Here is a 23401-nt window from a genome sequence, read left to right on the forward strand (position 1 = left end):
GACTTAAGTGAAAGAAATTGAATACTCACCATGGAATCTGTTTAACGAGAGCTGTGAGAAGTATAGAGATAATATATTACTTATATATAATGACAATAAATTTACTTATGGCCAGATATACCAAAAGGTTTTGGACTTTTGCACAATTATTGAAGGTTGGGATTTCAAGATCGGCGGAATCTACTTACCGAATTGTACCGAATTCATTACAAGCATGTTGGGTTTAAACCGGCAGAAAAAGGTTTTTGTATCACTTTCGTATCAATTCAAGGGAGATACCCTTACAGATCTTATAAACTACACAGATGTTGAACTTCTGATAACAGATCCCAAAGGGTATAACTCTATTCAAGATGGCATTGAAAAGATGAACATAAGGATAGTACTTGTTTTACAGGAAAACGGTACATTTGAAAAACATGAGTTCAAAAAGGATAAACGTGAGCTTACTGATGTAAAAGAAGATACTTTCGGTATATGCTTTACGTCAGGCTCTACTTCAAGACCAAAGGGAATAGTACTTTCAAATCATGCAATTGTAGGAAATGCACTTGCGGTTGCAGAGCATCTGGGTTTCACCAGTGATGAACGGACTATCCTGCCAAGGTCCCTTGCACAGGCAAGCCCAATATCAGGCGACGTGCTCATGGCAATAAGCCGAGGAGGAGGAATTATCCTTCTGAACAATGTGTTCCATCCGGCAATATTTTTGAAGGCAGTTCAGGAGTATAAGGCAACTAATTTTTACATAGTGAGAACAATGCTTTTACAAATTCTCGAGTATTCTCAGTTAAAAAATTATGATATCAGCTCAGTTAAAAGAGTTCTCATCGGTGGAATGGTAAATCCAATGACAATTTACCGCCGTGCAGCTGAAGCATTCCCGGGAGCAAGAGTTTTCAATGCCTATGGCACATCTGAGGCATCAGCCAGAGTAACCTTCGGTGAACACGAAGATGTAACAACTCTGCCTTGTGTAATCGGAAAGCCTATGAGAGGCTGTGGGGTAAAAATCTACAGGGAAGACGGAAGTGAAGCCCAAGTAGGCGAAATCGGGGAACTATACATAACCAGCGATTACATGATGGATGGCTACTATAATTCACCTGAGCTAACAACAGAAGTTCTTGGGGAAAAGGGCTTCCGTGTAAGAGATCTGGGCTATAAGGACGAAGAAGGACGTTTCTTCGTACTCAGCAGGAATGATGATATGATTATGCAGGGCGGAAGCAGAGCATATCCAATAGATATAGAAGAAGTTATGCTTAAAAATCCGGTAATCAAGGAAAGCGCCGTAATAGGTGTTGATGACGAGAAACTGGGACAGAAAATTGTTGCCATGGTTGTCTTAAAAGAGGGCTGTCATGCAGAAGTAAAGGATATATACAAATGGTGCAACATACAGCTTGAAGACAGGAAAGTACCAAAGGAAATATACATAATATCGGAAATACCGAGAAATGCAATAGGGAAAATAAGTAAAAAGGATGTAAAAGAATTATACCAAAGCTTAAAAAAATGACAGGGGGAAATGTCAATGAAAAGAGAAGAAATATCAAAGGAAAGACAGCTTGTATTACTTACTGCGGTTGAAATGAATGATTCACAGGGCGATGAGCTAAAAAAAATGCTGGATGGCGGTGTTGACTGGTCTGAAGCAATATACCAGATGATTACACATAGAACCTTGCCTATGTTCCGGTACAACCTCAAGAAATTTAATCTTTACGATTCAATGGAAAAAGAACTTCAAAGACTTATGGATACTCAGTGGGCAGTGTTTGGTGAAAGAAACAACTGCTATCTGGAGAAGCTATCAGAAATACTCAAGGAGTTTGAAAAGTATAATCTTGTAGTTCCTGTTCTAAAAGGAAACCTCCTTGCAAGTATAGTATATCCTTCAATCGAATCAAGAATATTCAATGACTTGGATATGCTTATGAATCTGGATGACGTAGGCACTGTAGTAAAGGCTCTTGAAGATCTTGGCTATATACAGGGCAATTACGACGAGGAGAAGGATGAAATAGTAGAAGTACCAAGAAAACAAAAAGTTCTGCACCAGATGGCAACACATGAAATACACCAGTTCCTTAAACTCAGCGATAACAAGTTCGCAAAGCTTGTTGAAGTTGACGTAAACCATGACATTCTATGGAAAGGCAACTGCCCTTACAAGGTAATGACAAAAGACCTTATACAGAGAGCAGTACCTGTTGAAATAAATAATACAAAGGGTTACATGTTGGACTACATAGATAATATTATTCAACTTAGCTGCCATTTGTACAAAGAAGCATGCCTTATGATATGGATAGCCAGCCTCAAAGACCTTAAGATTTACAAGTTTGCAGATTTATTTATGTACATACGCAAATTCTATGACCAGATTGACTGGAACCTGCTTGTAGAGAGAGTTAAAGAATACAAATTAGAAAAAATTGTTTACTATAACTTCTATTATATAGAGCTTATGTTTGGAGAGATAGTACCACAGTTTGTAAAGGACAGCTTCATGCCTGAGGACCTTTCTTATCTTGATGAGTACGCAATTGAAAATAAAGAACCGTCAAAGTGGCCATATGATTTCTTTACAAGGCTTTTTGATGTTAACAGAATTCTGAATATAGATCAGAGCAAAGCTACGGGTATGAATAGGTTCCTTGATGCAAAATTCGGCGAAGGCCAGTCTTGAAATAATTAAAGGCACTACAACTATATGCCAAGGAGTTGAATCCTATGGAAAAAAGAAAAGTGACAATACTCTGCTCAGGTTTTGGACTTGGGTTGTATATTCCGGGACTTCTTATAGACCGTAGATTACGGGAAAAGGGAGTTTCTACTGAGATAGAAGTATTCGAGAACCTTATTTCAAAAGATAAGAGGGATGGCATACAAAAGAGCCGGAAAGCATATCACAGTAATTTTGCCGTCGCTTTAATGTCTGCAAGAATGCCTATGGATATTCGTCAGAGTATTGACAATGAGCTTGCAGATAAGCTGTTGAAAAGCTGGGCGGAAGAAAACAGAAGGGATTTCATAGTACTGTCGGGGCATTGGCTTCACATAATCGACGAATACAGTGCAAGGATAGCACCTGAAGCTGTTAATGCAGAAATACTGTATGTGGACTGCGATCTGCCTCCATCATGGAAAAGCCTTCAGCAGTATAAGCCGGACTATGGTCTTAATTATAAAGAAGTTTGGTTGTACGATTTTGATAACAGTCAAATTCAGTTCCAGATTCCAATTGTAAATGAAGAACCAATCCCATTCCTTAAAAGGCCAGAGAGATTTATTATCCATGGAGGAGGCTGGGGAATGGGAACCTATCAGGGGAAAATCCCCGAACTGCAGGAGAAAGGTTTTCAGTTGGATATTGTACTGTATGAAATTCAGGAAGCTTCAAGAAAAAAGGAAGTAGACAGATGCTTTATGGTTGACCCTTCATGGCGAGCCTGGAATAAAAATGAAAAAGGCATTTATGAGTTTCCGCCCTTAGCACAGATAATACCTGATGAAGAGCCCGTATTTGAAAATAAAGAAGAATATCATGAGCTTTTTGATATTACAGAGAATACAAAGGCAATAATTGGAAAGCCGGGTGCCGGAACCCTTATGGATTCAATATCTTCTGCAACACCAATGATAATGCTGGAACCCTTTGGCGAGCATGAAAAAAAGAACACCCGACTGTGGCAACAACTTGGCTACGGAATTACTTACAATGCTTGGAAAGAGACGGATTTCTCTATGGCAATATTGCGAGAGCTCCATGAAAACCTTGTAAAAGGCAGAAAAGCTGCTCTTGACTACACAGAGAGCTATAAGTTCAGAAATAGCTTGTAGAATGGCAGAAATGCGTTACATGAGGTTCTTCACTTAAAGCAATATTATTTAAGTTTACATAAATAAATTTATGGATGTGAAGGCTTATGCAACAAGAAAAAAGTACATCAAGCGTGAACGGTATGTTGATAGTATTCGAGGGAATAAGCGGCTGCGGGAAAAGCGAGAGTGTAAGGGTTCTCAGAAAGTACCTGACCGATAATGGATATAAAACAAGTGTGTTGGAATGGAATTCAAATAAGGTAATAAGAAACATAATTAAAGCAATTGACTCCAGAAAATTACTGACACCCGGGATTTACAGCTTTTTTCAATGGGTTAGTTTTCTTATAGATTACCTTTTTAAAGTCGTTCCGCTTTTAAAGAAAAATTATGTTTTAATTGCTGACAGATACATATATACAGGTTTGACCCGTGATAGTGTAAACGGGGCAGGGGGGACAATTGGAGGATTCTTGCACAGGCTTGTTATAAAGCCCGCCATGGTGTTCTTTCTGGATGTAAGCCCTGAAGTGTGTGATAAAAGAATTAAAAAAAGAGGAAAAGACCTATTTCACACAAATAAGCTCATCAGGGAAAGCAAGCTTTTGAAAAACAAGGAACTTTATTACCTGACTAAACTAAGGAGAGAATACTTGTTTTTGTTCAACAGCAAAACAATCCAAAATGAAACCAATATTATTACTGTCAATGAAGATACAGATACTGTAGTAAAATGCGTGAATGATTACATTTCAGGCAGAAGGGAGATATATGAATACTTTAAGCCGCTCAATTGACGGAGTACCTCGATACTTTGTACCTTACGTAAATGACTGTTTTCAGAATGCATACGGAGCACTTATAGCACACTTTGGGTTGAAACCGGAGTTGATTTTGGCGGATTACCTGTCTTTTATGTATGATGAAGATACAGGGTATATAGGTTTAAATTATTTACATAAACCCTCACGCTCTTTCGAGTTTTCTGAGGAACAGCTGAACACTTCCCTTGAATACGTCTACTTTCCGGCAGTTACACATTATGGCAGACATGACAAAAGTGAAGTACAAAAATCGACAGACAACAAAATTAAAATTTCATTATATGTTGAAGACAACCCCCATATAGCTCACGAGAGGCTTATTGAACTGATAGACACGGGAATCCCTGTGATAACAGTTGTAGACATGTACCATATGAGTTATCACAGTGCCTACCATAAAACTCATGGGGCACATGCCGTTATTGTAACCGGATATAACAAGGAAGAGGGATATGTTGAAATTTTCGACAAGTACGGTCTTTCCAAAAGTGATTTTGACGGGAGGATGTCTATAGAAGATTTAATATGTGCAAGAAAATCCGATAACGATCAGGGTTCATTTACAAAGCCTATCAGGAATATGTGGATGGAAATCAGCAAGGAAGACAGCTTTAAAATAAGTAATGACAGCTGGAAAAACATTATAGTCGAAAGCTTGACCCGGATGAAGGGCGAAAAGGATATTCTGGGATGTAGATGCGGATTGCCGGCATTGGAGACATTCACAAGGGATTTAATATTCAAAAGGTACACTATGCCCGATGATGAATTATTTTCTCTTTTAAGGTATTACAATACGGCATTTAAGCTCGTGTCAAGGAGCAGGACGAGGTATGTGGTATTTCTCAAGGAAATATCAGCAATGGTTCATGATATAGAGGAAATCTGCCAATGTCTTAAGGATTCTTCAGCGAAATGGGAAATCGTATCCAATTTGTCCCTTCGTTTAACCTTAACAAAAAACAAGGACATTATGACCAATATATGCAGGCAACTGGAACTCATAAAAGAAACCGAAAGCCGTGCAGTTGAAAAGCTTCTTGAATTAAGCTTTAAACAGGAGGCATAAGATGGAAGAAATTAAACTGTTTTGTTTACCGTATGCAGGAGGTTCTGCAGATGTATATGCAAGATGGAGAAATTATTTGAACAGCTCCATAAAGCTTTGCCCCATTGAACTCCCGGGGAGGTCTAAAAGAGCTAAAGACCCATTTTATAAAAGTATGGGGGAGGCTGTGGAGGATATAGCAAGTATTGTTGAAAATGAAACACGTGACAGTGAGTATGCTGTTTTCGGCCACAGTATGGGGAGTATAATAACCTATGAATTGATATGCAGACTCTATGAGAAGGGTTTGAAATTACCAAGGCATGTATTTTTTTCGGGAAGATACCCTCCCTGCATTGAAAAGCAGGGAAAGAATATGCATTTATTATCTGATGATGGGTTGATACAGGAAGCAGTAAGTCTGGGAGGAATACCTGAAAAGCTTTTGAAGTATACACGATTGGTGGAAAACGCTGTTAATACTCTTCGTGCAGACTACACAATTCTGGAGACATATGGTCATAATCCCGATATACAGAAATTTGATATTAATATTTCTGTGCTTTCGGGTACAAATGACGAACTGGCAGCCATTGAAGATATGAAATACTGGGAACAGTATACTGAAAAAAGCTGTACATTTTATAACTTTGACGGTGGGCATTTTTACATTCACAATAATGCCGAAGCAATAGTGGAAATTATAAATAATACTTTGGCAGCCACAGAATAGGAGGGACATATGAACGACAAAATACTCATAGATATTGCAACCAAATATGGAACGCCTGTCTACGTTTATGATACTGAAAAAATCATATCTCAGTATACACTGCTCAAGAAAAGTCTGCCCCAAGAATTTGGGATATTTTATTCTATGAAGGCAAACCCCCTTATGGGAATATGCCAGTTGTTCAAGAAACTTGGCAGCTGTATTGAAACGGCATCTTCCGGAGAATTGCACACTGCACTTACAGCAGGATTTTCACCTGATAAAATCATTTTTACCAGTCCCGGAAAAACATATGAAGAATTGAAATATGCTGTGGAAACAGGCATTTACAGCATCAATATAGAAAGTCTGGAAGAAGCAGAAGCAATTAATGAAATAGCAGCTCAAAAAGGTAGGGTAGTAGACATCTCTATACGGATAAATCCTGACTTTGACATTGCAGGCTCCGGTATTAAAATGTCAGGCGTTGCCTCTCAATTCGGGATAGATCAGATTCATATGGGGAGCGTATTCAATGAATTGAAAACGCTGGCAAACCTTAATGTAATTGGGATACATATATATACAGGGACACAGGCGCTAAATGCCCATAGTATTGTTCAGAGTATGGAGCAAATTATAAAGCTTGCATTGGATACCTCGGAAAAATACTGTTTTAATCTCAAGTTCCTAAACCTTGGCGGGGGCTTTGGTGTTCCTTATTTCAAGGATGACAGTACTCTGGATATGGACATACTCCGCAATGAATTTAGTGAAATATGGGATAAATACAAGGATAGACTTTCTGATACACAGGTTTTTGTAGAAAGCGGAAGATTTCTTATGGCTGAATCGGGAACATATCTTACAAAAGTTCTATATAGGAAAGAATGTAAGGGGAGAAAATATCTGGTGTGTGACGGTGGTTCAAACCAGCATGCGTCGTCTGCTTTCCTTGGAAGGCATATTAGAAATAATTTTCCAATGCATATTCTCAATAAGTCAAGCAATGAAGAACAGGTAAATGTAGTAGGCCCTCTATGCACTCCAACAGACGTTATAGGTCAGAATGTTATGCTGCCCGAAGCTTTTGCAGGAGACATAGTAGCTATTGAAAAGTCAGGAGCTTATGGAATAACACAGAGTCCGGGACTTTTCCTGAGTCATCCGCTACCGGCTGAGGTTCAGTATTATGAAGGTAGAACATATATTCTCAGAGAAAGGTGGGAAAAAGAAGATTTTATGCTAAGACAAAAGCCTCTGGATAAAAATCTTCTTTAAAATGTATGGAAAACGGTTTTAACTTAATAAGCCTTCTTACAACAGAAAGAAGCAAAGGAATCATAGTATGGCTTTGCAATATAGGTGCGGAAAAATACTGGAGTAACTTGAGTACAGGGGTTGTTAACAGGCAGGAGGACATTGCCGTAAACCGTATGGAAGAAATGAATCTTCTCCTATGCAGAGAACAGGATATTATTATTCTTCGTGAAATGCCTAATGAAGATTATCTGGAAAATTTGAAAAAAATGGGTTTTTTTATCCCGACCATCCTATGTCCTGAAAATGCTGATTTGTTAACACCTATATCAGAGTTGGTACTAAAAGATGAAGATTTACTGAATAAATTAAAAGAGGCAGCGGAAAAAAACAATGATTTGTATTTCGTTCCGTATGGAGTCACTCACCTTGAAGAGGAAATTGCCGAAAAGACAGGCATGAGGATAATGGGTGCACCTTCTCATATTAATGCAAAAATCAATGACAAGATATTTAACAGAGAAATATCTGAAAAGCTTGGGTTAACTGTATGCCAAGGCAGGGTGTGCAGTTCTGCCGACGAAATCCGGGAAGAATATGAAAGACTGACAAATAACAAGCCGTTCTTTAGCAAAGTGATTATAAAAGAGCCAAAGGGTGCGTCAGGCAAGGGTTTATACATAGTGGACAGCAAGGAAAAGTTAGAATCAAGCATAAGGATGATAGCACGGTTCTCCAGGGGTAGGACAGACAGTAAATGGCTTGTGGAGGGCTGGTATGACAAGAAAGGGGATATTAATTACCAGATATACGTTTCCCCTGACGGACAGGTAGCTGTCTTTTCTATTAAAGAACAGTTACTGAGAGATACAGTTTACATTGGCTCAAAAATGCCGCCTGAACTGGAGCAAAGAGTTCTTGACAGCTATGTGGAATATGGGGAAAAAATAGGAAGATATTTGTATGAAACAGGTTTTACCGGAGTAGCCGGAATTGATTCAATTATCACAGAACAGGATGTATGTATTCCTATAATTGAAATTAACGGTCGATTTACATTATCTACTTATATTTCATTTGTAAATCATATTTTGAAGGACAAAAAAATACTGTCAAGGTACTTCAGACTAACTCCTGAAAAACCGGTGAACTATACCGATATATGCAGCAAGCTGGATAAAGAGGGATTGTTAATAAACCCCGACACTAAGGAAGGGATATTTGTTTACACCTCCGGTACACTTCCGTATAAGCATCACGACAGCGCTGACTATTGTGTTGGAAGAGCTTTTGCATTAATAGTCTCTAAATCATGGGAGAAAGTCAGTATACTTAATTCTGAGCTTGATAAGATTATGGAAGCTTACTCAAAATAATATAAAAGGGGATATGTTTTATGGAAATAAAAGAACAGATTATTGCTGTAATTGCCTCAGCTTTAAATATTGAAACTGAACAAGTAAACAGCATATCGGTAGATGAAAACCTTAACAGGGTAGGCGTCGATTCAGTTAATTTTATCGAAATTATTATTAGTCTGGAAGATAGATTACATATTGTTTTTGATGATGAGGAACTATTGCTGGATAATCTGAATACATTAAACAAGTTGGAAAAGGTAGTAAGTCAGAAACTTGGAATTTAGTATTATAGATGACAAAAAGAAGGTGGGAGTAAAATGGGGAAGGCCCTGGATATTGACCTGTATAAAAACGGGTTTGATTATAAGAATGTTGACTGCATACAATCTCCGATTGCCGCAGCGACAGGTTATTTTAACCATGACAACTATTTTTATTACTGCTTTTTACATAGTATTGCAGGAGCTTATGAAAATTACTCGCAGTGCGATCCGTCAGACTATTCCAACAAAATCCTATGCAAATTGGGCTTGGAGCTTAAAAAAATTGATTGTAGGGGATGTACCCCTGAGGATGTAATATCTATGACAGCCGAGGAAATTTTGTTTGGCAGGCCTGTTATTATGGTTGTAAAATATAATTCACTATTTTACAACGTGTATTACAAAAATATGGGTTTCAAGCTTAATCACGGATTACTTGTGAATGAGTTTAATGAGTCAAACAAAACATTTTGTATTAAAGATCAGCTTTATAAAGACATTTTGGATACTTATAAAAACGCTTTCTTTCCGCTTCATATTACTTTTGACATGCTGAAAGTAATATGGGAGCACTCAAACAAACAATTCCGAAGGGAATTAGCCTCGTGTGCGGACAGTATTTACAGTATATATCAGAATGAAGAGGTGAATCTTGATACAAACAAAGCCATTAGTATTGCATTATCCATGATGGACGACAAAAACGAATTGATAAATATAATAGAAAATTTTGATGGAACTAAGGATTTTGACAACAATATTGTATTTAACAGGCTGCGTTTCCACGGATGTCTGGAGCCTATATTCCATATACTTTACGAGCAGTGCATAAATAAAAGTCTTGATCTTGCCCGGTTACAGGACACGAAAAAAAAGGTTGAAAATATTAGAAGCAAAGCAATAAATGCTCTTAGCAAGGCCAGTCGCCGCTGTGATACAATAAGTAAAGAGAGAAAAGATGAGTTGTGCAAAATGGTTGCCGAAGGAGATAAAATACTCCTGAACCTTATGAAGACTTTAGTTGTCTGCGAATCCGAAAAAAAGCTGAGCAATTATTTTATAGATATAACAGAACATTATAACAATCAGGCTTTTGAAAATACCTTGAGGGATGATTCCAGAGCTGATATTACAGGAGAAGGAACACACTATATATTCCAGGATTTAGTGGTAAATGAGGAATGGAAAAAGGGTGATTTCTGTTTTAATTACAGCTATTTACCAGCTCAGCCTGATAACATAAGTTGTAACGCTCAGGTAATTTGTATACCGGAAATAAATGCACAATACATCAGTATACTTGGCTGTTCTGAGTTTGGAAGCTATAATGAGAAGCTAGTAATAGAGTATTCTGACGGGTCAAAAAGGGTAATAACTGCTGACTTTTCGGATTTCTTTCAGCCTCCCATTTATGGGGAAAAGGCTTACTGGACCGGGGCAGCAGCAGAAAGAAGAAATGGCAGGACAAGGTATCACAGCTTTAATGCAAGGCTATTTGCAAAGAGGTACCGTATAGAACCCGGATGTGTTGTGAAAATACATTTACCTAAAAAAAGAAATGTTCATATATTTGCGTTGACACTTACTGACGAGGTGTTTTTATGAAAAAGGGAAAAAATATAGAAGTTGAGAAGAAATACGTAATTGATGCACAGAATAGTCTTCTTTTCCATAAAGTCCGGACTGAGTTTTCAGACTTTATGAAAAGTTTCAAGGCAGGGGACATAAAAGTAAAAGACAGTGCTGATGATTATTTTGATACTGACAGTGGAGACTTGTACAGACAGAATATAATACTTAGAATTCGAAAGGATAATAAAAGAAAGCGTATAACAATAAAAAAGGATATTCCTGATGAAACCGTTAGCGGTAGTGACGGGCAGCTGGCAAGATTTGAATATGAAAAAGAGATTGATTCTGAGAATATAGAAGATAATTGGGAATTATTAAAAATATATTGCACGGAACTTACTGAAAGATTCCAACCAAAGGATTTTAATAAAGTTATCAGGATTGAAAAAAACCGTGAGAAAATACTGTTTTCGCAAGATGAATTTTCAGTTGAAGTCGCTTTTGACAGTGTTACTTATGTAAACCTAAAAAACAATGTATCAAAAAAAGAATATCAGATAGAAATTGAGCTGAAATCAGATTACGCTCATAGAGACAGACTAAAGACAGTAACGGATGAAATGGAAAAGAGATATGAGTTTCTTAAACCCAACTATGAATCAAAGTATAAAAGGGCAGTGAATTTGACCTGCATTTAAAAAAGATCTATAGTAAATGGAATTTGTTCTCCGAACAATTCGTTGAAGGTTTTAATGGCTTTTTTGTCCACACTAAGCATAAGGGCTTCATTTGTTGACATTATTACTTCGGCATAACCGATAAAAATATCATCTTTTGTTAAAGCAATTATGCTTCCTTCAGCCATGTTTACATTTGGGGGGATTTTAAGTATCATGATTTTCACCACTCCGGTACTATTTTATATAATATATTTTATTTATTCTCAAATTATGTAAAAAATATACTTTATTAGCTACCAAAGATAAAACCATTATATGCAAAAAGGAACCTGGAGTCCCCTTACTCCAAGTTCCTTTTTGTTTGTGTGTGATATAATATTTATCCTTAGAAGTAATGTTAACATATATGTAATTATTTGTAAATGCCTATTTATTATTAGTTTTGCTAATTTATTATAAAATAAGACCAATTCCTCATTATTAAACCCCTAAATTAAGACGATATAGTATAGTGGAAGAAATTTGTTTACAAAAAGAAAATATGAGTTTTGGAAAGGCTTTTATATGTACGAGGATAATGCTAAGTTTAATGTGGCTTCTTCAATAGAGCAAAGTATTGAACTCCTAATGAAACTAAATCAGGAATACGCAAACCTTACTTCAAAGGTGAAAAATCTTGAAAACAGACTTGCTGCGGTATCAGTACTGATAGATATTAACGAGTATATGGGTAACATCCTGCATTATCAGGATCTTGTAAGCTATCTGAAGGACGTTATTGCTGGGGTTCTTGGTCTGGATTGCAAGATTTTCACTCCCGATGATATTACAAAGATGAATATAGATAGTTCATATCTTCCCAGTACTGATTTATACATACAAGATTTAAAGGCTCAGGAGAAGGAACTCTTTGGATATAACTCCGGTTCCCTTGGCGTACTGAGTATTTCAAAACGTGATTTATATGGTTACCTTGTTATTCACCATGAATTAGCTGACATGATTGACGAGGAAAAAAAGGTTTTACTTCAGCTGATTAAAAGCCAGATATGTATATACTTTGAAAATGCAATTCTATTTTCAAAGCTTAGGGATTCAGCGGAACATGATGGATTGACAGGCCTCTATAACAGATTGTATCTTTCTCAGCTGCTGGATAACTGGGAAGACAAGATGGTTGACATAAATGGTGCGATAATACTTGATTTGGATAATTTTAAGAATATCAATGACAATTACGGACATCTGGCCGGGGATAATGTTATTAGGATGTTGGTGGGTGTTATTAAAAATACTATTAGGAACCTTCCTGTTTATGCTATACGTTATGGTGGAGAAGAATTTCTTTTACTTACAAGGGGAATTGATTCCAAGAATATTGTAGAAATAGCTGAAACAATCCGCAGAGAGTTTAATGTCTTGAAATATGAGAAAAGCAGTCTCAGCGTGAGTCTGGGGGTCTCAATATTAGGTGAATCCTGTGGGGTAGTAGACTATATGGAGCTTATAAGAAGCGCTGATGATGCATTGTATACAGCCAAGAGAATCGGCAAAAATGTGGTAGTCACCTCCGATGAAGACCTTCAGCTATTTGAGTCAGTATCATTCAACATTGCAAAGAATCTGTCAAGATATAACAGATTCAACGTTATAGGAGAAATTTACAGGGTTAATTTTAAATCACCCCATTTATTATCTATAGATGAATACAACAAACTAAAATATTGTATTACATCCTGTTTCAGAGAATATGACGGAATATACGGTTCTGTTTCATTATCATTTGTAGTTTTAACAGATAACCAGATACCTCAGGAACTTATAGAGCATAAAATTAATATGGCTCTGGTAAGCAATGGATTGGATTATATTAGCTTTGAAGTATACTCAAATACCGATGCTTACAGGGAGGTTATGCTCCACAGCGAGAGAGTTGCTGCCATTAGCATTGCGCTTGCAGAGGCTTACGGCCTTCCGGCAGACGAATGTGAAAAGGTAAGGCTTGCTGCTGCGAACCATGATATAGGAAAACTGTATGTGAATCCAAAGATTCTCAATAAACCCGGGAAGCTTACGCCAGAGGAATACGAAAAAATCAAAATGCACGCCTTTTTCAGCTATCAGTATGCTAAAAGTCGTGAAAGCCTTAAATTTGTTGCGGATTACATATTTTATCATCATGAATATGTAGACGGTTCAGGATATTTTAAGAAAAAAGATATTCCACTACATTCCCAAATTATAGTACTGGCAGATATTTTTGATGCATTAAACGAAAACAGATGCTACCGGGCTGCTTTTAGCAGAGATGAAGCAATAAGGATAATGGAGGGCGAAAAGCACAAATTTAACCCGGAATTGTTTGAATTAATGAAGCAGATTGCAAATTATATTTAACTTCTCAAATTATCTTTTCCTAATGTACATTCTTCATGAAGTCTACATACTATATATTGTTATAAATCAAACCCAATCAAAAGTTGGGTTTGATTATTTATGGTAAAATTTATAGGACAACAGCCGGGTATCACGGCTGAGGGGGTAAAATGCTATGACTGAAATGGAGTATGTTACACATTCTATTGAGACAAATCTTTTCTTTTTAAGAATCATTAAGGAACACCTGATATTTACAATTGCTGCACTTATGCCAAGGGATCAAGGGATGGTTCCGGAGTTGGAAAAAACCATTAATAATCTTGAAGAATTATTAAAAGAAACAGTAATGATGGCAAATGGAGTAGTACCAACCCAGAACCTTATGTTCGGAGATGTAGTTACACCATATACTCTAAGTGCTGAGACGGCTACTCAATTCTTAACAGGAATAAAAATCAATACAAATATTACGCAAATGGAAGTTTCTTTATTAAATGGCATCAAACCTGTATCAAAAACAATGCCTCCTAAGGCTGTAAGCATGCTAAACCAGCATATTATGGCACAGTTAAACAAAATTATTCAGTCCCAGAAAATGGTACTTACCAACGTTTTGTCCTGCAAAATGTTTACTACAATTTATCCGTTAATGCTGGATCACGTGACCCGTGAGGCTGAACACTACTTACAGCATCTTCAGAGATTGGAAAGTTCCCATAGTCTTATAGAAACCCCAAGGGATGCAGCGGGTATGGAAGCATTCTGGGATAATATTATGAGTGAACACGGCAAATTCATAAGAGGCTTGCTTGACCCTTCCGAAGAAACCCTGATACAACAGGCCAACGAATTTGCAGAGATATTTACGGAACTTACAAATCAAGCGAAGATGGCTATCAATCAGTTGGAACTCCTTCCTCAGGTTACACGAAGAAGTTTTGAAGCAACTGTAAATATCAAAAATTTTAAAGAGCAGGGTACAGAAGGTCTACTTGATTGTAAAATCAGAGCTATCATATTGCCTCTGCTAAGCGATCATGTATTACGAGAAGCCAATCATTTCTTGAAGGAATTAAGAATGGTAGAAGGGATGGGATTACATTAATGGTTTTGAAAACTATTAATATACTTAAAGTCAAAAAAGAGTAAAAAAGTAAATACTGTAAAATGAATGTAGGAAATGATATAATTGATACATTAACTACAGTCGTCAAACAAGGAGGATAAGTGTATGCAGTACCGCGAATTGGGTAATACCGGGATAAAGTTATCAGCTTTGGGATTTGGTGCAATGAGACTACCGCAAACGAATGTTGGCGGTCAAACGGTTTTTGATACCGAAGAGAGTATTAGGATGATACATAGGTCTTTCGAGTTGGGTGTGAATTATATTGACACAGCACCTTACTATTGTGAAAAGCAAAGTGAGGAGATTGTCGGAAAAGCCATTAAAGGCTGGAGAGACAAAGTTTATCTTTCAACCAAAAACCCAATCGAAGATGATTCCGGTGTACATTACAGAGAAAGACTTGAAAATTCGTTAAAGAAACTTGATACTGATTACATAGATTTTTATCATATGTGGGGAATAAGCCTTGAGGCCTTTGAACAGAAAATAAACGTAAAAGACGGTCCACTTTCAGCTGCATTAAAAGCAAAAGAGGAGGGTTTGATAAAACACTTATCTTTTTCTTTTCATGACAAGGCTGAAAACATGATAAAGCTAATAGATACCGGATACTTTGAGACAGTGTTATGCCAGTACAATATGCTGGACAGAAGTAATGAGGCCGGTATAGCTCATGCACGTGAAAAAGGACTTGGAGTCATAATAATGGGTCCTATTGGTGGAGGAAGACTGGGAGCACCTTCTGAAGTAATCAGTAAATTAATTCCAGGTGGATCAAAAAGCAGTGCCGAACTTGCTTTGAGATTCGTAATTTCTAATCCAAATGTTACATGTGCACTGTCGGGTATGAGTAACATGGCCATGGTTGAGGAGAATGTACAGGTTGCATCAAACGAGGAGCAGCTTACAGACGAAGAAATCATTGCAATAAATGAGGCAATGGAACAAAATAAAAAGCTGTCTGACTTGTATTGTACCGGGTGCAACTACTGTATGCCGTGCCCTAAAGAGGTTAACATCCCTAAAATATTCGAATTTATGAATTATCATCGTGTTTATAAATTGACGGATTATGCAAAAGCAGAATATAAGAGTATCGGAACAAATGAATGGCTTAAAGGAAACCGAGCTGATGCATGTGTAGAATGCGGTATATGTGAGAAGAAATGTCCTCAGAAAATACAAATACGCAAGCAATTAAGGGAATCAGAAAAAGAACTTGCTTAGAAATATCCATATTGAATTTTATTCAGGGTCGGTGGAAAAACTTCCGCTGACCCTTTTCACAATCTGCACTATTGATTGATACGATAATATTATTAAAATCGGGTATAAGCCGAAAAGATATCTGGATTTTACTTCCCAGAAAAAATAAAACCCCAGATAAAGCAGTATGGTGTAAACCAAAAGTTCAGCCTTGAAGTCCCTATATTTTACACAGTTCCAAAGATAATAGGCCAAAAGGGCGAGGGTTATCCAGTTGTACGTGTGCAAATACCAATCAAGGGCTCCCCTCAAGATTTTGTCGCCTGGTTCCGCATATTTTATGAGGGGAGTATTGTAGAGCTTGAAATTTTCGGGTTTAAGAGTTTGGCTTAAACCGTAAAAATTAACATTGTAGGTTCCTTCTGTCCAAGTCCAGAAGGTTTTTTTAATATATCCTTTTAATGTGTTTTTCTTACCTATGTTCTGATATTTATCAATAATATCGTGGATAAAAAATCTGGAAGCCATTTTGGGGTCGCACTTGTAGCGTGAAACAAATATAGATGTATTACGTCCTCCGTCCCAATAACCCAGCTTACTGTCAGATGGGAATCCTATGTTAATCCATCTCCAAATGGGATTTGCATGAATACCAACCGGCTCATCTATAATACCACTTTTAAATCCTATAAAACTGAATAATCTCAGGGGAAGTGAGAACGCTATGATTGCTATGATAATTCCTGCAATGACTTTTTTTGAATTTAGTGCGCACCTGAAAAACTTACTGTTCAGTATCCAATAAACAAGAACAGCAAGCAAAAACAACAGTGCAACACTTCTTGTAAAATTGCCAAGCATAAGGAGTAACGCTGTATATATCACATATTTTACAAGGGAGGTCTTTACAAATTTTACAGAGCTAAGCAGTCCTGCCGTACAAAGGGAAGTACTTATAGTATCGCCGTATGTAAGGTTGTTCAGGATAATTGCAGGCAGAAAACATACAGTAATTAGCAGCACACCACAGGAAGAAATTTTTTCATTGTGGAAAAGCTCTTTATATAGCTTATAAGTCAGCCAGGCAGTCAAAGTTGAAAATATTACATTGCAAAACCTTAGAGTAAGAAGATTATCAGGAAAAAATAAATAAAGAAAAGAAAAAAGTAATGTAATACCTATGTTATTGGGGTAATATCCAAGATAGTTACCTACTCCCAGAGAAGAAAACTTGCCGTGGAGAAATTCCCGTGCAAAGCCTTCTACAATAGCTGCATCTTCATAGGCATTTACCGGAAACATTAAAATATATAATACCTGTACGATGAAGTAAATTGAAAGGATGGTTAATATGGTCCTTTTTTCATTAAGTGGGGTCAATATACGCCCGATACCATAAATACTCAAAAGCAGCAAAAATATAGGTATTGAAAGGCCAATTAGTGTTAATGGCTTTTGAGGCATTATTCTTGGGAGAGGGTTTGATTTCGCCCTAAGCAGCAGAGTCAGCAGCCACATGGAAGAAAAAAACAGCGACAGAAATGTAAAGGCCAGAAATTTGATTTTGTCAGCAATATCTCTCAAGTACTATCCCTCCAAGTGAAAAAATAAGTAAATGCTTTTTCCTGCTATCCTAATGTAACCTATAGAGTTTTTTAAATACGTGTTAAATTTTTGTTTTCTTGAAATCATTGACTTTGCTTACAGCATACTGCTACAATTACAATAAATTCATAAGACAGTTCGTAACCATCCTGTCTGTAAACAAAACTACGGGCCTGCTATCGGAAGGATAGCTTATTTTGTTTACACATGGGCGTATGCCCTTTTTTTATTGTCTAGTAAAGTATAAATTTTCTTGTGGCTTTGCCACCTTTGTTCTTTACTTTTGGAGGATTTTTAATGAGAAAAATTGGAATTACAACTACGGTTCCTGTAGAAATACTGCTTGCAGCAAACTGCAAGGTAATTGACCTGAATAATATTTTTATATCCGGCGATAGCTATTCAGAGGATATAGAAAGGGCGGAAAGAGACGGCTTTCCCAAAAGTTCCTGCGCATGGATAAAAGGGATTTATGGAGCATGTCTGCGCTATGGAATAAGTGAAGTTGTGGGAGTTCAGGAGGGGGACTGTTCCAATACCGGAGCATTGCTTGAGGTTCTGAAGACAAGAGGAATAAAAGTGTACCCCTTCTCTTATCCGTCAACACATAATATTTCAGATATCACTTTAGAATTAAATAAATTTATGAGTGCTTTTAATGTCAGCCGGAAACAGGCAGAAACTGTAAGAATAGCTTTGAATTCCATAAGAAACCGCGCCAAGGCTATTGATGAGCTTACTTACATAGACAACAAAGCTACAGGCTTTGAAAATCATATATCACAGGTAAACTTAAGCGATTTTAACGGTAACCCGCAAAAATGTGCAGAATTCCTTGAAGCAAAAATAAGCGAAATTACAAAAAGACTGCCGAGAAAACAGGTGTTGAGACTGGGTTATATAGGTGTACCGCCAATGATTTGTGATGTATTTGAATATGTCGAAAGGTTTAATGCCTGCTTTGTGTATAATGAGGTGCAAAGAGAATTTTCCTTTCCAAGGGCCTCCCAAGCCAAAAATATTTACGAGCAGTATTATGATTATACATATCCTTATGACCTGAAATTCAGGCTTATGGAAATAAAAAAGCAGATAAGACTTAGAAGGCTTGACGGTATCATCCATTATACTCAATCCTTTTGTCACAGGGCTATACAGGATATAGTAATAAAACAGGAGATTGATATTCCTGTATTCACCATAGAGGGAGACAAATCGAATTGTCTTGATCCACGGTCAAAGCTGAGGCTTGAAGCCTTTTTGGATATGCTGGGAGATTTAAGGGGGTTAAAGTAATGAAAATACTTGGAATTGATATGGGCAGCAGGGAAGTAAAAATAGTTCTCATGGATAAAAATTCAATTATATATAAACAAAAAATAAGTACAATGGCTTTTTATAAAAATTACTGTTCATATAATAGTGGAAAACTGGAGGTTGATGTAAGCAGGCTGGGTATTGGTGAAGAGGTTATTGCAATATCAACGGGATATGGCAGGAATAACACAGATATCAGTATGTTTAGCCGAATAACGGAAATAAAGGCTCATGTATACGGAGCAATTCATCAGACGAATTTGAAAGAATTCATATTGCTGGATGTAGGAGGCCAGGATGTGAAGGTTGTAAGAGTTGAAAAGGGTCTTATAACTGACTTGGAGATGAATGACAAGTGTGCTGCCTCCTGTGGAAGATATCTGGAAAATATGTCAGGGGTTCTGGAAATTCCACTTGAAAAAATGACAGAATACTACGAAGCACCTGTAGAGCTGAACTCCACCTGCTCTGTTTTTTCAGAATCGGAACTCATAGGTAAAATAGCGGAAGGGGTTTCATCGGAGAGATTATGTGCCGGAGTAAATTATTCACTTTACAGGAAACTTAGACCCTTGCTTTTTAAGTTTAAAGGAAAAAGGTTGGTTATGTCGGGAGGAGTAGCAAAAAGCAAATCACTTGCCTATTACCTTGCAAATGATTTTGATGAAATAATAAAGCTGGAAGAACCGCAATTTAACGGTGCAATCGGGTGTTGCAGTTATGGTTCGTTTTTTTGATTTTTTTACCTTTTTACAAAAAAATTTTTTGGACACAATATAAAAAGAATAAATCTATTTTAATTAGTTCTCTTACCACGGCACAGCAAGCAGGGAGGGATTTATTATTAAAATAATAGGTAGATTTTTGGAGCCGGGTCAGGTAGGCGGTGTAGTTGATTCTCTTAGAAACAGCGGAATCAACAGGCAGGATATGATAATCAGCAGTTTTGATGAAGCCAAGTTTCGAAGCATGAATGCTGATGCCATAGATAATCATATAAGTGCCACCGTGAAAACAGAACAGGATGACCCCGGCAGGTTAAAGTCTTTTCTTGAAAGTTTAAACGAATTGAATCATGACAGCGGGATTGTAGTGTTTGTAAAAGCTGCAAGGCACAAAGCTCAGGAAGTAAAGTCGGTTATGGAACAATCAGGAGCCGTCGAGATTAAGATTGATGATGACAAAGACTAAAAAATATTGTAAATCAGAGGGAGGATATTTTTATGAATAAGCCTAAACCGGATGACAGAAGTGATAATGTGGAAAGAATACAAGCCAATATCAATCATACAATCAGGAATATGGAATTAGCAGATGAACTGATTGAAAAAACTGATGACAGGAAAATGGCAAAAACCTTGGAAGAAAAAAATGACAGAAGACGTGATGCACTTGAAGGCTTCAGAGCAGAAATAAGAGATGAAGCCTTGGACCAGAGGCGCAGGGACGATTAAAAAACAAAGGGGCTGCATCAGCAGCCCCTTTGTTTTTTATCTATTTTTTAGTTTCATTTTTAACTGCAATCGTGATTGTTACAGCAAGTCCACCCCAGAGGAAAATCGCACCAAATAGAAAGAAAGCTATGGATGTAGCAGTCATCTACTTCACCTCCTCAGAATTATAAGAGGTAATACTTCTGTCCTTCCAAGGTCTTTGACATAATATCAAAGATAAACCAATTCCTATTATTACTACACTCCAACCGAAGGCTATCAGTGCTTTTTGTGAATATCCTCCGTATGGCTTTAATATTTCATTTATAACGTTAGAAATAATCATGAAGGTTAAGATTAATGGAGTTACAAATTTGACCATGATATTCCACCACTTTCCTACAGAAAAATAGGAAATGGGATTAGTATGTTCTCTTATTTTAGAAGCTCCGAACAACCATCCTATGGTTATTGCTTCAAGTAAGCCTACTGTTACAATTCCGTATGAATTTACAAAGTTGTCTATAATATCAAGGAAATATAACCCTGCCCCTGTAGAATAAACTATACTTATGGCATACCCGACAAGGCAAACCAAGGAAACAACTTTTTTTCTTCCGGCTCCTGTTTTGTCAATCAATGCCGAGGACGAAGCTTCTACCAGAGATATGGAAGAAGTTATTCCGGCAAAAACAAGACATATAAAGAATAATACGCCAAAGAGCTTGCCTATTCCACCCATAACTGTAAATACTTTAGGGAAAGCTACAAATGCAAGTCCGATACCCTGTGAAGCAACCTTATCTACCCCGACACCCTGCATTGAAGCCATGTATCCTAATATTCCGAAAACTCCTATTGCAGACAAGAATTCAAATCCGCAGTTTGCAAAGGCTGTCATAAAGGCACTGTTGTTTATATCCGTCTTTTTTGGAAGATAACTGGAATAAGTAATCATAATTCCCATTGCAAGGCTTAATGAAAAGAAAACCTGACCGTATGCAGCTATCCAGACCTTTGGCTCCAGTACTTTTGACCAGTCCGGTGTAAAAAGTTTGTTAAGTCCAAGACTCGCTCCCGGAAGAGTTACGCCTCTGATAACAATAATTATCATTGCAACTACAAGGGTGGGAAGCAGAATCTTATTTATCTTTTCGATTCCACCGGAAACACCTTTATAGCACACCAACCAATTTAGTAGCCAGATAATAGTGATACCCACAAATACAGGCCATACAAAGCCCCCCAGCTTAAAAGGACTATCAGTCATTTTTAAAAAGTCCTTAAAGAAAAATGAATTGGTATCAGAGCCCCAAGCCTGCGTAAAGCTCAAAAACAGGTAATTGACGGCCCAACTAAGTATTAGGGTGTAGTATGTCAATATAATAAATGAATTAATACTTGGCCACCAACCCAGCCACTCCCACTTTTTATTTGCTCTGGCAAATGCCAAGGGCGGAGAACCTTTGAATTTGTGTCCCAACCCGTACTCCATAATCATTAACGGTATTCCGGCAGTCAATATGGCGAAGAAATATGGAATAAGAAAAGCTCCCCCACCGTTGGAATAGAGTACATACGGATATCTCCATATATTACCCAGCCCTACAGCTGAGCCAATGGCAGCAAGGATAAATCCGGCTTTTGACCCCCACTGATCCCTCTTTTGCGTCATTTTAATACACTCCTTATTAATATATTTTTTTCCCTAATTAAAATAAAAAAATCATTATAGCCACTTTTGTCTTCTAACAGTTTACTACCCTAAATATAGTGACTAGATAATAATAGCAAGGATGAAAAAATATTTCAATTGGATTATATTAATTGTTAGCAAGAAATAATTAACATAATATATTAATAGGAGAATTTTTGTAAAAAAAGAACTGCTTGAAATATATATTCAAGCAATTATTTTTTAACATTTTGACTTAACTCTATAACTGATCGGCGAATCTGACCAATTCCATATTAAACTTATCTTTTTCCTCAAAGAAAAGGCTGTGTCCGCTGTACTCAAAAGGTATGAGCCTTGAGTTTCTAATACTTTTTTTCATGGCTTCTGCCAGAGGAAATAGGCAAACACGGTCATGTATACCGTGAAGTATCAGGGTAGGAACCTTAATTTTGGGAAGGTCGTTAAAAAGGCTTTCGTCCCGGAAGGTTTTGGCACATTCTGCCGTCGCCCAGCTGGCCGCCTTAAAGCCAAGTTGGAAAAACCAGTCAGATAGAGCTTTGGTTATCGGTTTGTAAAAAAACATTGGTGCAGTATCCAGAAGCATTTGCGGACGGTTATCATATACACTTTGGATTATTTTTGTTATATCTTCTTTGAGAAGGCCGTAAGGAAAGTCGGGGCGCATAGTCAGACTTGGTGCAGCAGCAGCAAACAGTGCCAGTTTAGAAACACCATATCCTTTGAAGAGCGACATATAGCGTATAACAGTAGCACCTCCCATTGAGTGGCCTGCCAGAACGAAGTTTCTAAGCTTTAATGCATCAACTACACAACGGACATCTTCAGCCAACCTGTTGTAGTCATAACCCCAAAAAGGCTTACTTGAATTGCCGAAGCCTCTTGTATCCATACCAATACATCTATATCCCAGTTTCGGAAGCACATTGAATTGATATTCAAATGCCCGGTGACTTAAAGGCCAACCGTGTACAAAAAGAATCGCCTTTTTACCATAAGGATTAATATCATTTACATAAATATTTACATCCTGTTCTGTCTTAATGTTGTACTCCATAATTTTTTTCTCCAAATAATACAAGAAA

General features: G+C 37.2%; 23 protein-coding genes. 18 read left to right on the forward strand and 5 right to left on the reverse strand.

Going from position 1 to position 23401, the window contains the following annotated elements; all coding sequences use genetic code 11:
* Positions 1 to 7: 7 nt before the first annotated feature.
* From CLO1100_RS03355 to CLO1100_RS03405, 11 genes are all read left to right on the forward strand, one after another.
* Positions 8 to 1522, forward strand: a complete 1515-nt coding sequence (locus CLO1100_RS03355) for a class I adenylate-forming enzyme family protein (protein WP_014312348.1) — start codon at positions 8 to 10, stop codon at positions 1520 to 1522.
* A 15-nt stretch (positions 1523 to 1537) separates the two neighbouring features.
* Positions 1538 to 2695 (forward strand): nucleotidyltransferase family protein, encoded by a 1158-nt coding sequence (locus CLO1100_RS03360; RefSeq protein WP_014312349.1) that lies wholly within the window; start codon positions 1538 to 1540, stop codon positions 2693 to 2695.
* A 44-nt stretch (positions 2696 to 2739) separates the two neighbouring features.
* On the forward strand, positions 2740 to 3849 hold the full coding sequence (locus tag CLO1100_RS03365; protein WP_014312350.1) for a hypothetical protein: 1110 nt from the start codon (positions 2740 to 2742) through the stop codon (positions 3847 to 3849).
* 86 nt (positions 3850 to 3935) lie between these two features.
* Positions 3936 to 4628: a thymidylate kinase gene (locus CLO1100_RS03370; protein ID WP_014312351.1), complete on the forward strand. Its 693-nt coding sequence runs from the start codon at positions 3936 to 3938 to the stop codon at positions 4626 to 4628.
* Complete coding sequence (locus CLO1100_RS03375; RefSeq protein ID WP_014312352.1) at positions 4603 to 5724, forward strand: BtrH N-terminal domain-containing protein; 1122 nt, start codon at positions 4603 to 4605, stop codon at positions 5722 to 5724. Before CLO1100_RS03370 ends, CLO1100_RS03375 begins: the two co-directional genes overlap by 26 nt.
* A 1-nt stretch (position 5725) precedes the next feature.
* Positions 5726 to 6436 (forward strand): thioesterase domain-containing protein, encoded by a 711-nt coding sequence (locus CLO1100_RS03380; protein ID WP_014312353.1) that lies wholly within the window; start codon positions 5726 to 5728, stop codon positions 6434 to 6436.
* Positions 6437 to 6445: 9 nt separating this feature from the next.
* Positions 6446 to 7696 carry a type III PLP-dependent enzyme gene (locus CLO1100_RS03385; RefSeq protein ID WP_014312354.1) on the forward strand — a complete coding sequence of 417 codons (1251 nt, stop codon included), beginning with the start codon at positions 6446 to 6448 and terminating at the stop codon, positions 7694 to 7696.
* 5 nt (positions 7697 to 7701) lie between these two features.
* Positions 7702 to 9051 (forward strand): ATP-grasp domain-containing protein, encoded by a 1350-nt coding sequence (locus CLO1100_RS03390; protein WP_014312355.1) that lies wholly within the window; start codon positions 7702 to 7704, stop codon positions 9049 to 9051.
* Positions 9052 to 9071: 20 nt separating this feature from the next.
* A complete protein-coding gene (locus CLO1100_RS03395) occupies positions 9072 to 9320 on the forward strand; it encodes an acyl carrier protein (RefSeq protein ID WP_014312356.1) in 249 nt (82 codons plus the stop codon).
* A 33-nt stretch (positions 9321 to 9353) separates the two neighbouring features.
* The gene (locus CLO1100_RS03400) at positions 9354 to 10904 is read left to right on the forward strand and encodes a hypothetical protein (protein WP_014312357.1); all 1551 of its coding nucleotides are present in this window, start codon (positions 9354 to 9356) and stop codon (positions 10902 to 10904) included.
* On the forward strand, positions 10901 to 11569 hold the full coding sequence (locus tag CLO1100_RS03405; protein WP_014312358.1) for a CYTH domain-containing protein: 669 nt from the start codon (positions 10901 to 10903) through the stop codon (positions 11567 to 11569). The genes CLO1100_RS03400 and CLO1100_RS03405 overlap by 4 nt, the downstream gene beginning before the upstream one ends.
* On the opposite strand, the gene CLO1100_RS03410 is transcribed toward CLO1100_RS03405, so the two are convergent.
* Positions 11566 to 11766: a hypothetical protein gene (locus CLO1100_RS03410; protein ID WP_014312359.1), complete on the reverse strand. Its 201-nt coding sequence runs from the start codon at positions 11764 to 11766 to the stop codon at positions 11566 to 11568. The genes CLO1100_RS03405 and CLO1100_RS03410 overlap by 4 nt on opposite strands.
* Before the next feature lie 349 nt (positions 11767 to 12115).
* Between CLO1100_RS03410 and CLO1100_RS03415 the strand changes: the two genes are divergently transcribed.
* The 3 genes from CLO1100_RS03415 to CLO1100_RS03425 all read left to right on the forward strand — a co-directional run bounded on the left by CLO1100_RS03415 (position 12116) and on the right by CLO1100_RS03425 (position 16286).
* Entirely contained in the window at positions 12116 to 13948 is a 1833-nt protein-coding gene (locus tag CLO1100_RS03415; RefSeq protein WP_014312360.1) for a diguanylate cyclase, read from the forward strand.
* 154 nt (positions 13949 to 14102) lie between these two features.
* Positions 14103 to 15035 (forward strand): DUF2935 domain-containing protein, encoded by a 933-nt coding sequence (locus CLO1100_RS03420; protein WP_014312361.1) that lies wholly within the window; start codon positions 14103 to 14105, stop codon positions 15033 to 15035.
* Positions 15036 to 15161: 126 nt separating this feature from the next.
* Positions 15162 to 16286 carry an aldo/keto reductase gene (locus CLO1100_RS03425; RefSeq protein WP_014312362.1) on the forward strand — a complete coding sequence of 375 codons (1125 nt, stop codon included), beginning with the start codon at positions 15162 to 15164 and terminating at the stop codon, positions 16284 to 16286.
* Between the two features lie 18 nt (positions 16287 to 16304).
* On the opposite strand, the gene CLO1100_RS03430 is transcribed toward CLO1100_RS03425, so the two are convergent.
* Entirely contained in the window at positions 16305 to 17849 is a 1545-nt protein-coding gene (locus CLO1100_RS03430) for a glycosyltransferase family 39 protein (RefSeq protein WP_014312363.1), read from the reverse strand.
* 318 nt (positions 17850 to 18167) lie between these two features.
* Between CLO1100_RS03430 and CLO1100_RS03435 the strand changes: the two genes are divergently transcribed.
* The 4 genes from CLO1100_RS03435 to tlp all read left to right on the forward strand — a co-directional run bounded on the left by CLO1100_RS03435 (position 18168) and on the right by tlp (position 20641).
* A complete protein-coding gene (locus CLO1100_RS03435; RefSeq protein WP_014312364.1) occupies positions 18168 to 19166 on the forward strand; it encodes a 2-hydroxyacyl-CoA dehydratase in 999 nt (332 codons plus the stop codon).
* On the forward strand, positions 19166 to 19924 hold the full coding sequence (locus tag CLO1100_RS03440; protein ID WP_014312365.1) for an acyl-CoA dehydratase activase: 759 nt from the start codon (positions 19166 to 19168) through the stop codon (positions 19922 to 19924). Before CLO1100_RS03435 ends, CLO1100_RS03440 begins: the two co-directional genes overlap by 1 nt.
* 127 nt (positions 19925 to 20051) lie before the next feature.
* On the forward strand, positions 20052 to 20378 hold the full coding sequence (locus tag CLO1100_RS03445) for a hypothetical protein (protein WP_014312366.1): 327 nt from the start codon (positions 20052 to 20054) through the stop codon (positions 20376 to 20378).
* Positions 20379 to 20410: 32 nt separating this feature from the next.
* On the forward strand, positions 20411 to 20641 hold the full coding sequence (tlp, locus tag CLO1100_RS03450; RefSeq protein ID WP_014312367.1) for a small acid-soluble spore protein Tlp: 231 nt from the start codon (positions 20411 to 20413) through the stop codon (positions 20639 to 20641).
* A 40-nt stretch (positions 20642 to 20681) separates the two neighbouring features.
* On the opposite strand, the gene CLO1100_RS20430 is transcribed toward tlp, so the two are convergent.
* From CLO1100_RS20430 to CLO1100_RS03460, 3 genes are all read right to left on the reverse strand, one after another.
* Positions 20682 to 20786, reverse strand: a complete 105-nt coding sequence (locus CLO1100_RS20430; RefSeq protein ID WP_004621141.1) for a MetS family NSS transporter small subunit — start codon at positions 20784 to 20786, stop codon at positions 20682 to 20684.
* The gene (locus CLO1100_RS03455) at positions 20787 to 22295 is read right to left on the reverse strand and encodes a sodium-dependent transporter (protein ID WP_014312368.1); all 1509 of its coding nucleotides are present in this window, start codon (positions 22293 to 22295) and stop codon (positions 20787 to 20789) included.
* Positions 22296 to 22557: 262 nt separating this feature from the next.
* Positions 22558 to 23373: an alpha/beta hydrolase gene (locus tag CLO1100_RS03460; RefSeq protein ID WP_014312369.1), complete on the reverse strand. Its 816-nt coding sequence runs from the start codon at positions 23371 to 23373 to the stop codon at positions 22558 to 22560.
* Between the last annotated feature and the right edge of the window lie 28 nt (positions 23374 to 23401).

The sequence above is a fragment of the Clostridium sp. BNL1100 genome (genome assembly GCF_000244875.1).
Classification (GTDB): Bacteria; Bacillota; Clostridia; order Acetivibrionales; family DSM-1351; genus Ruminiclostridium.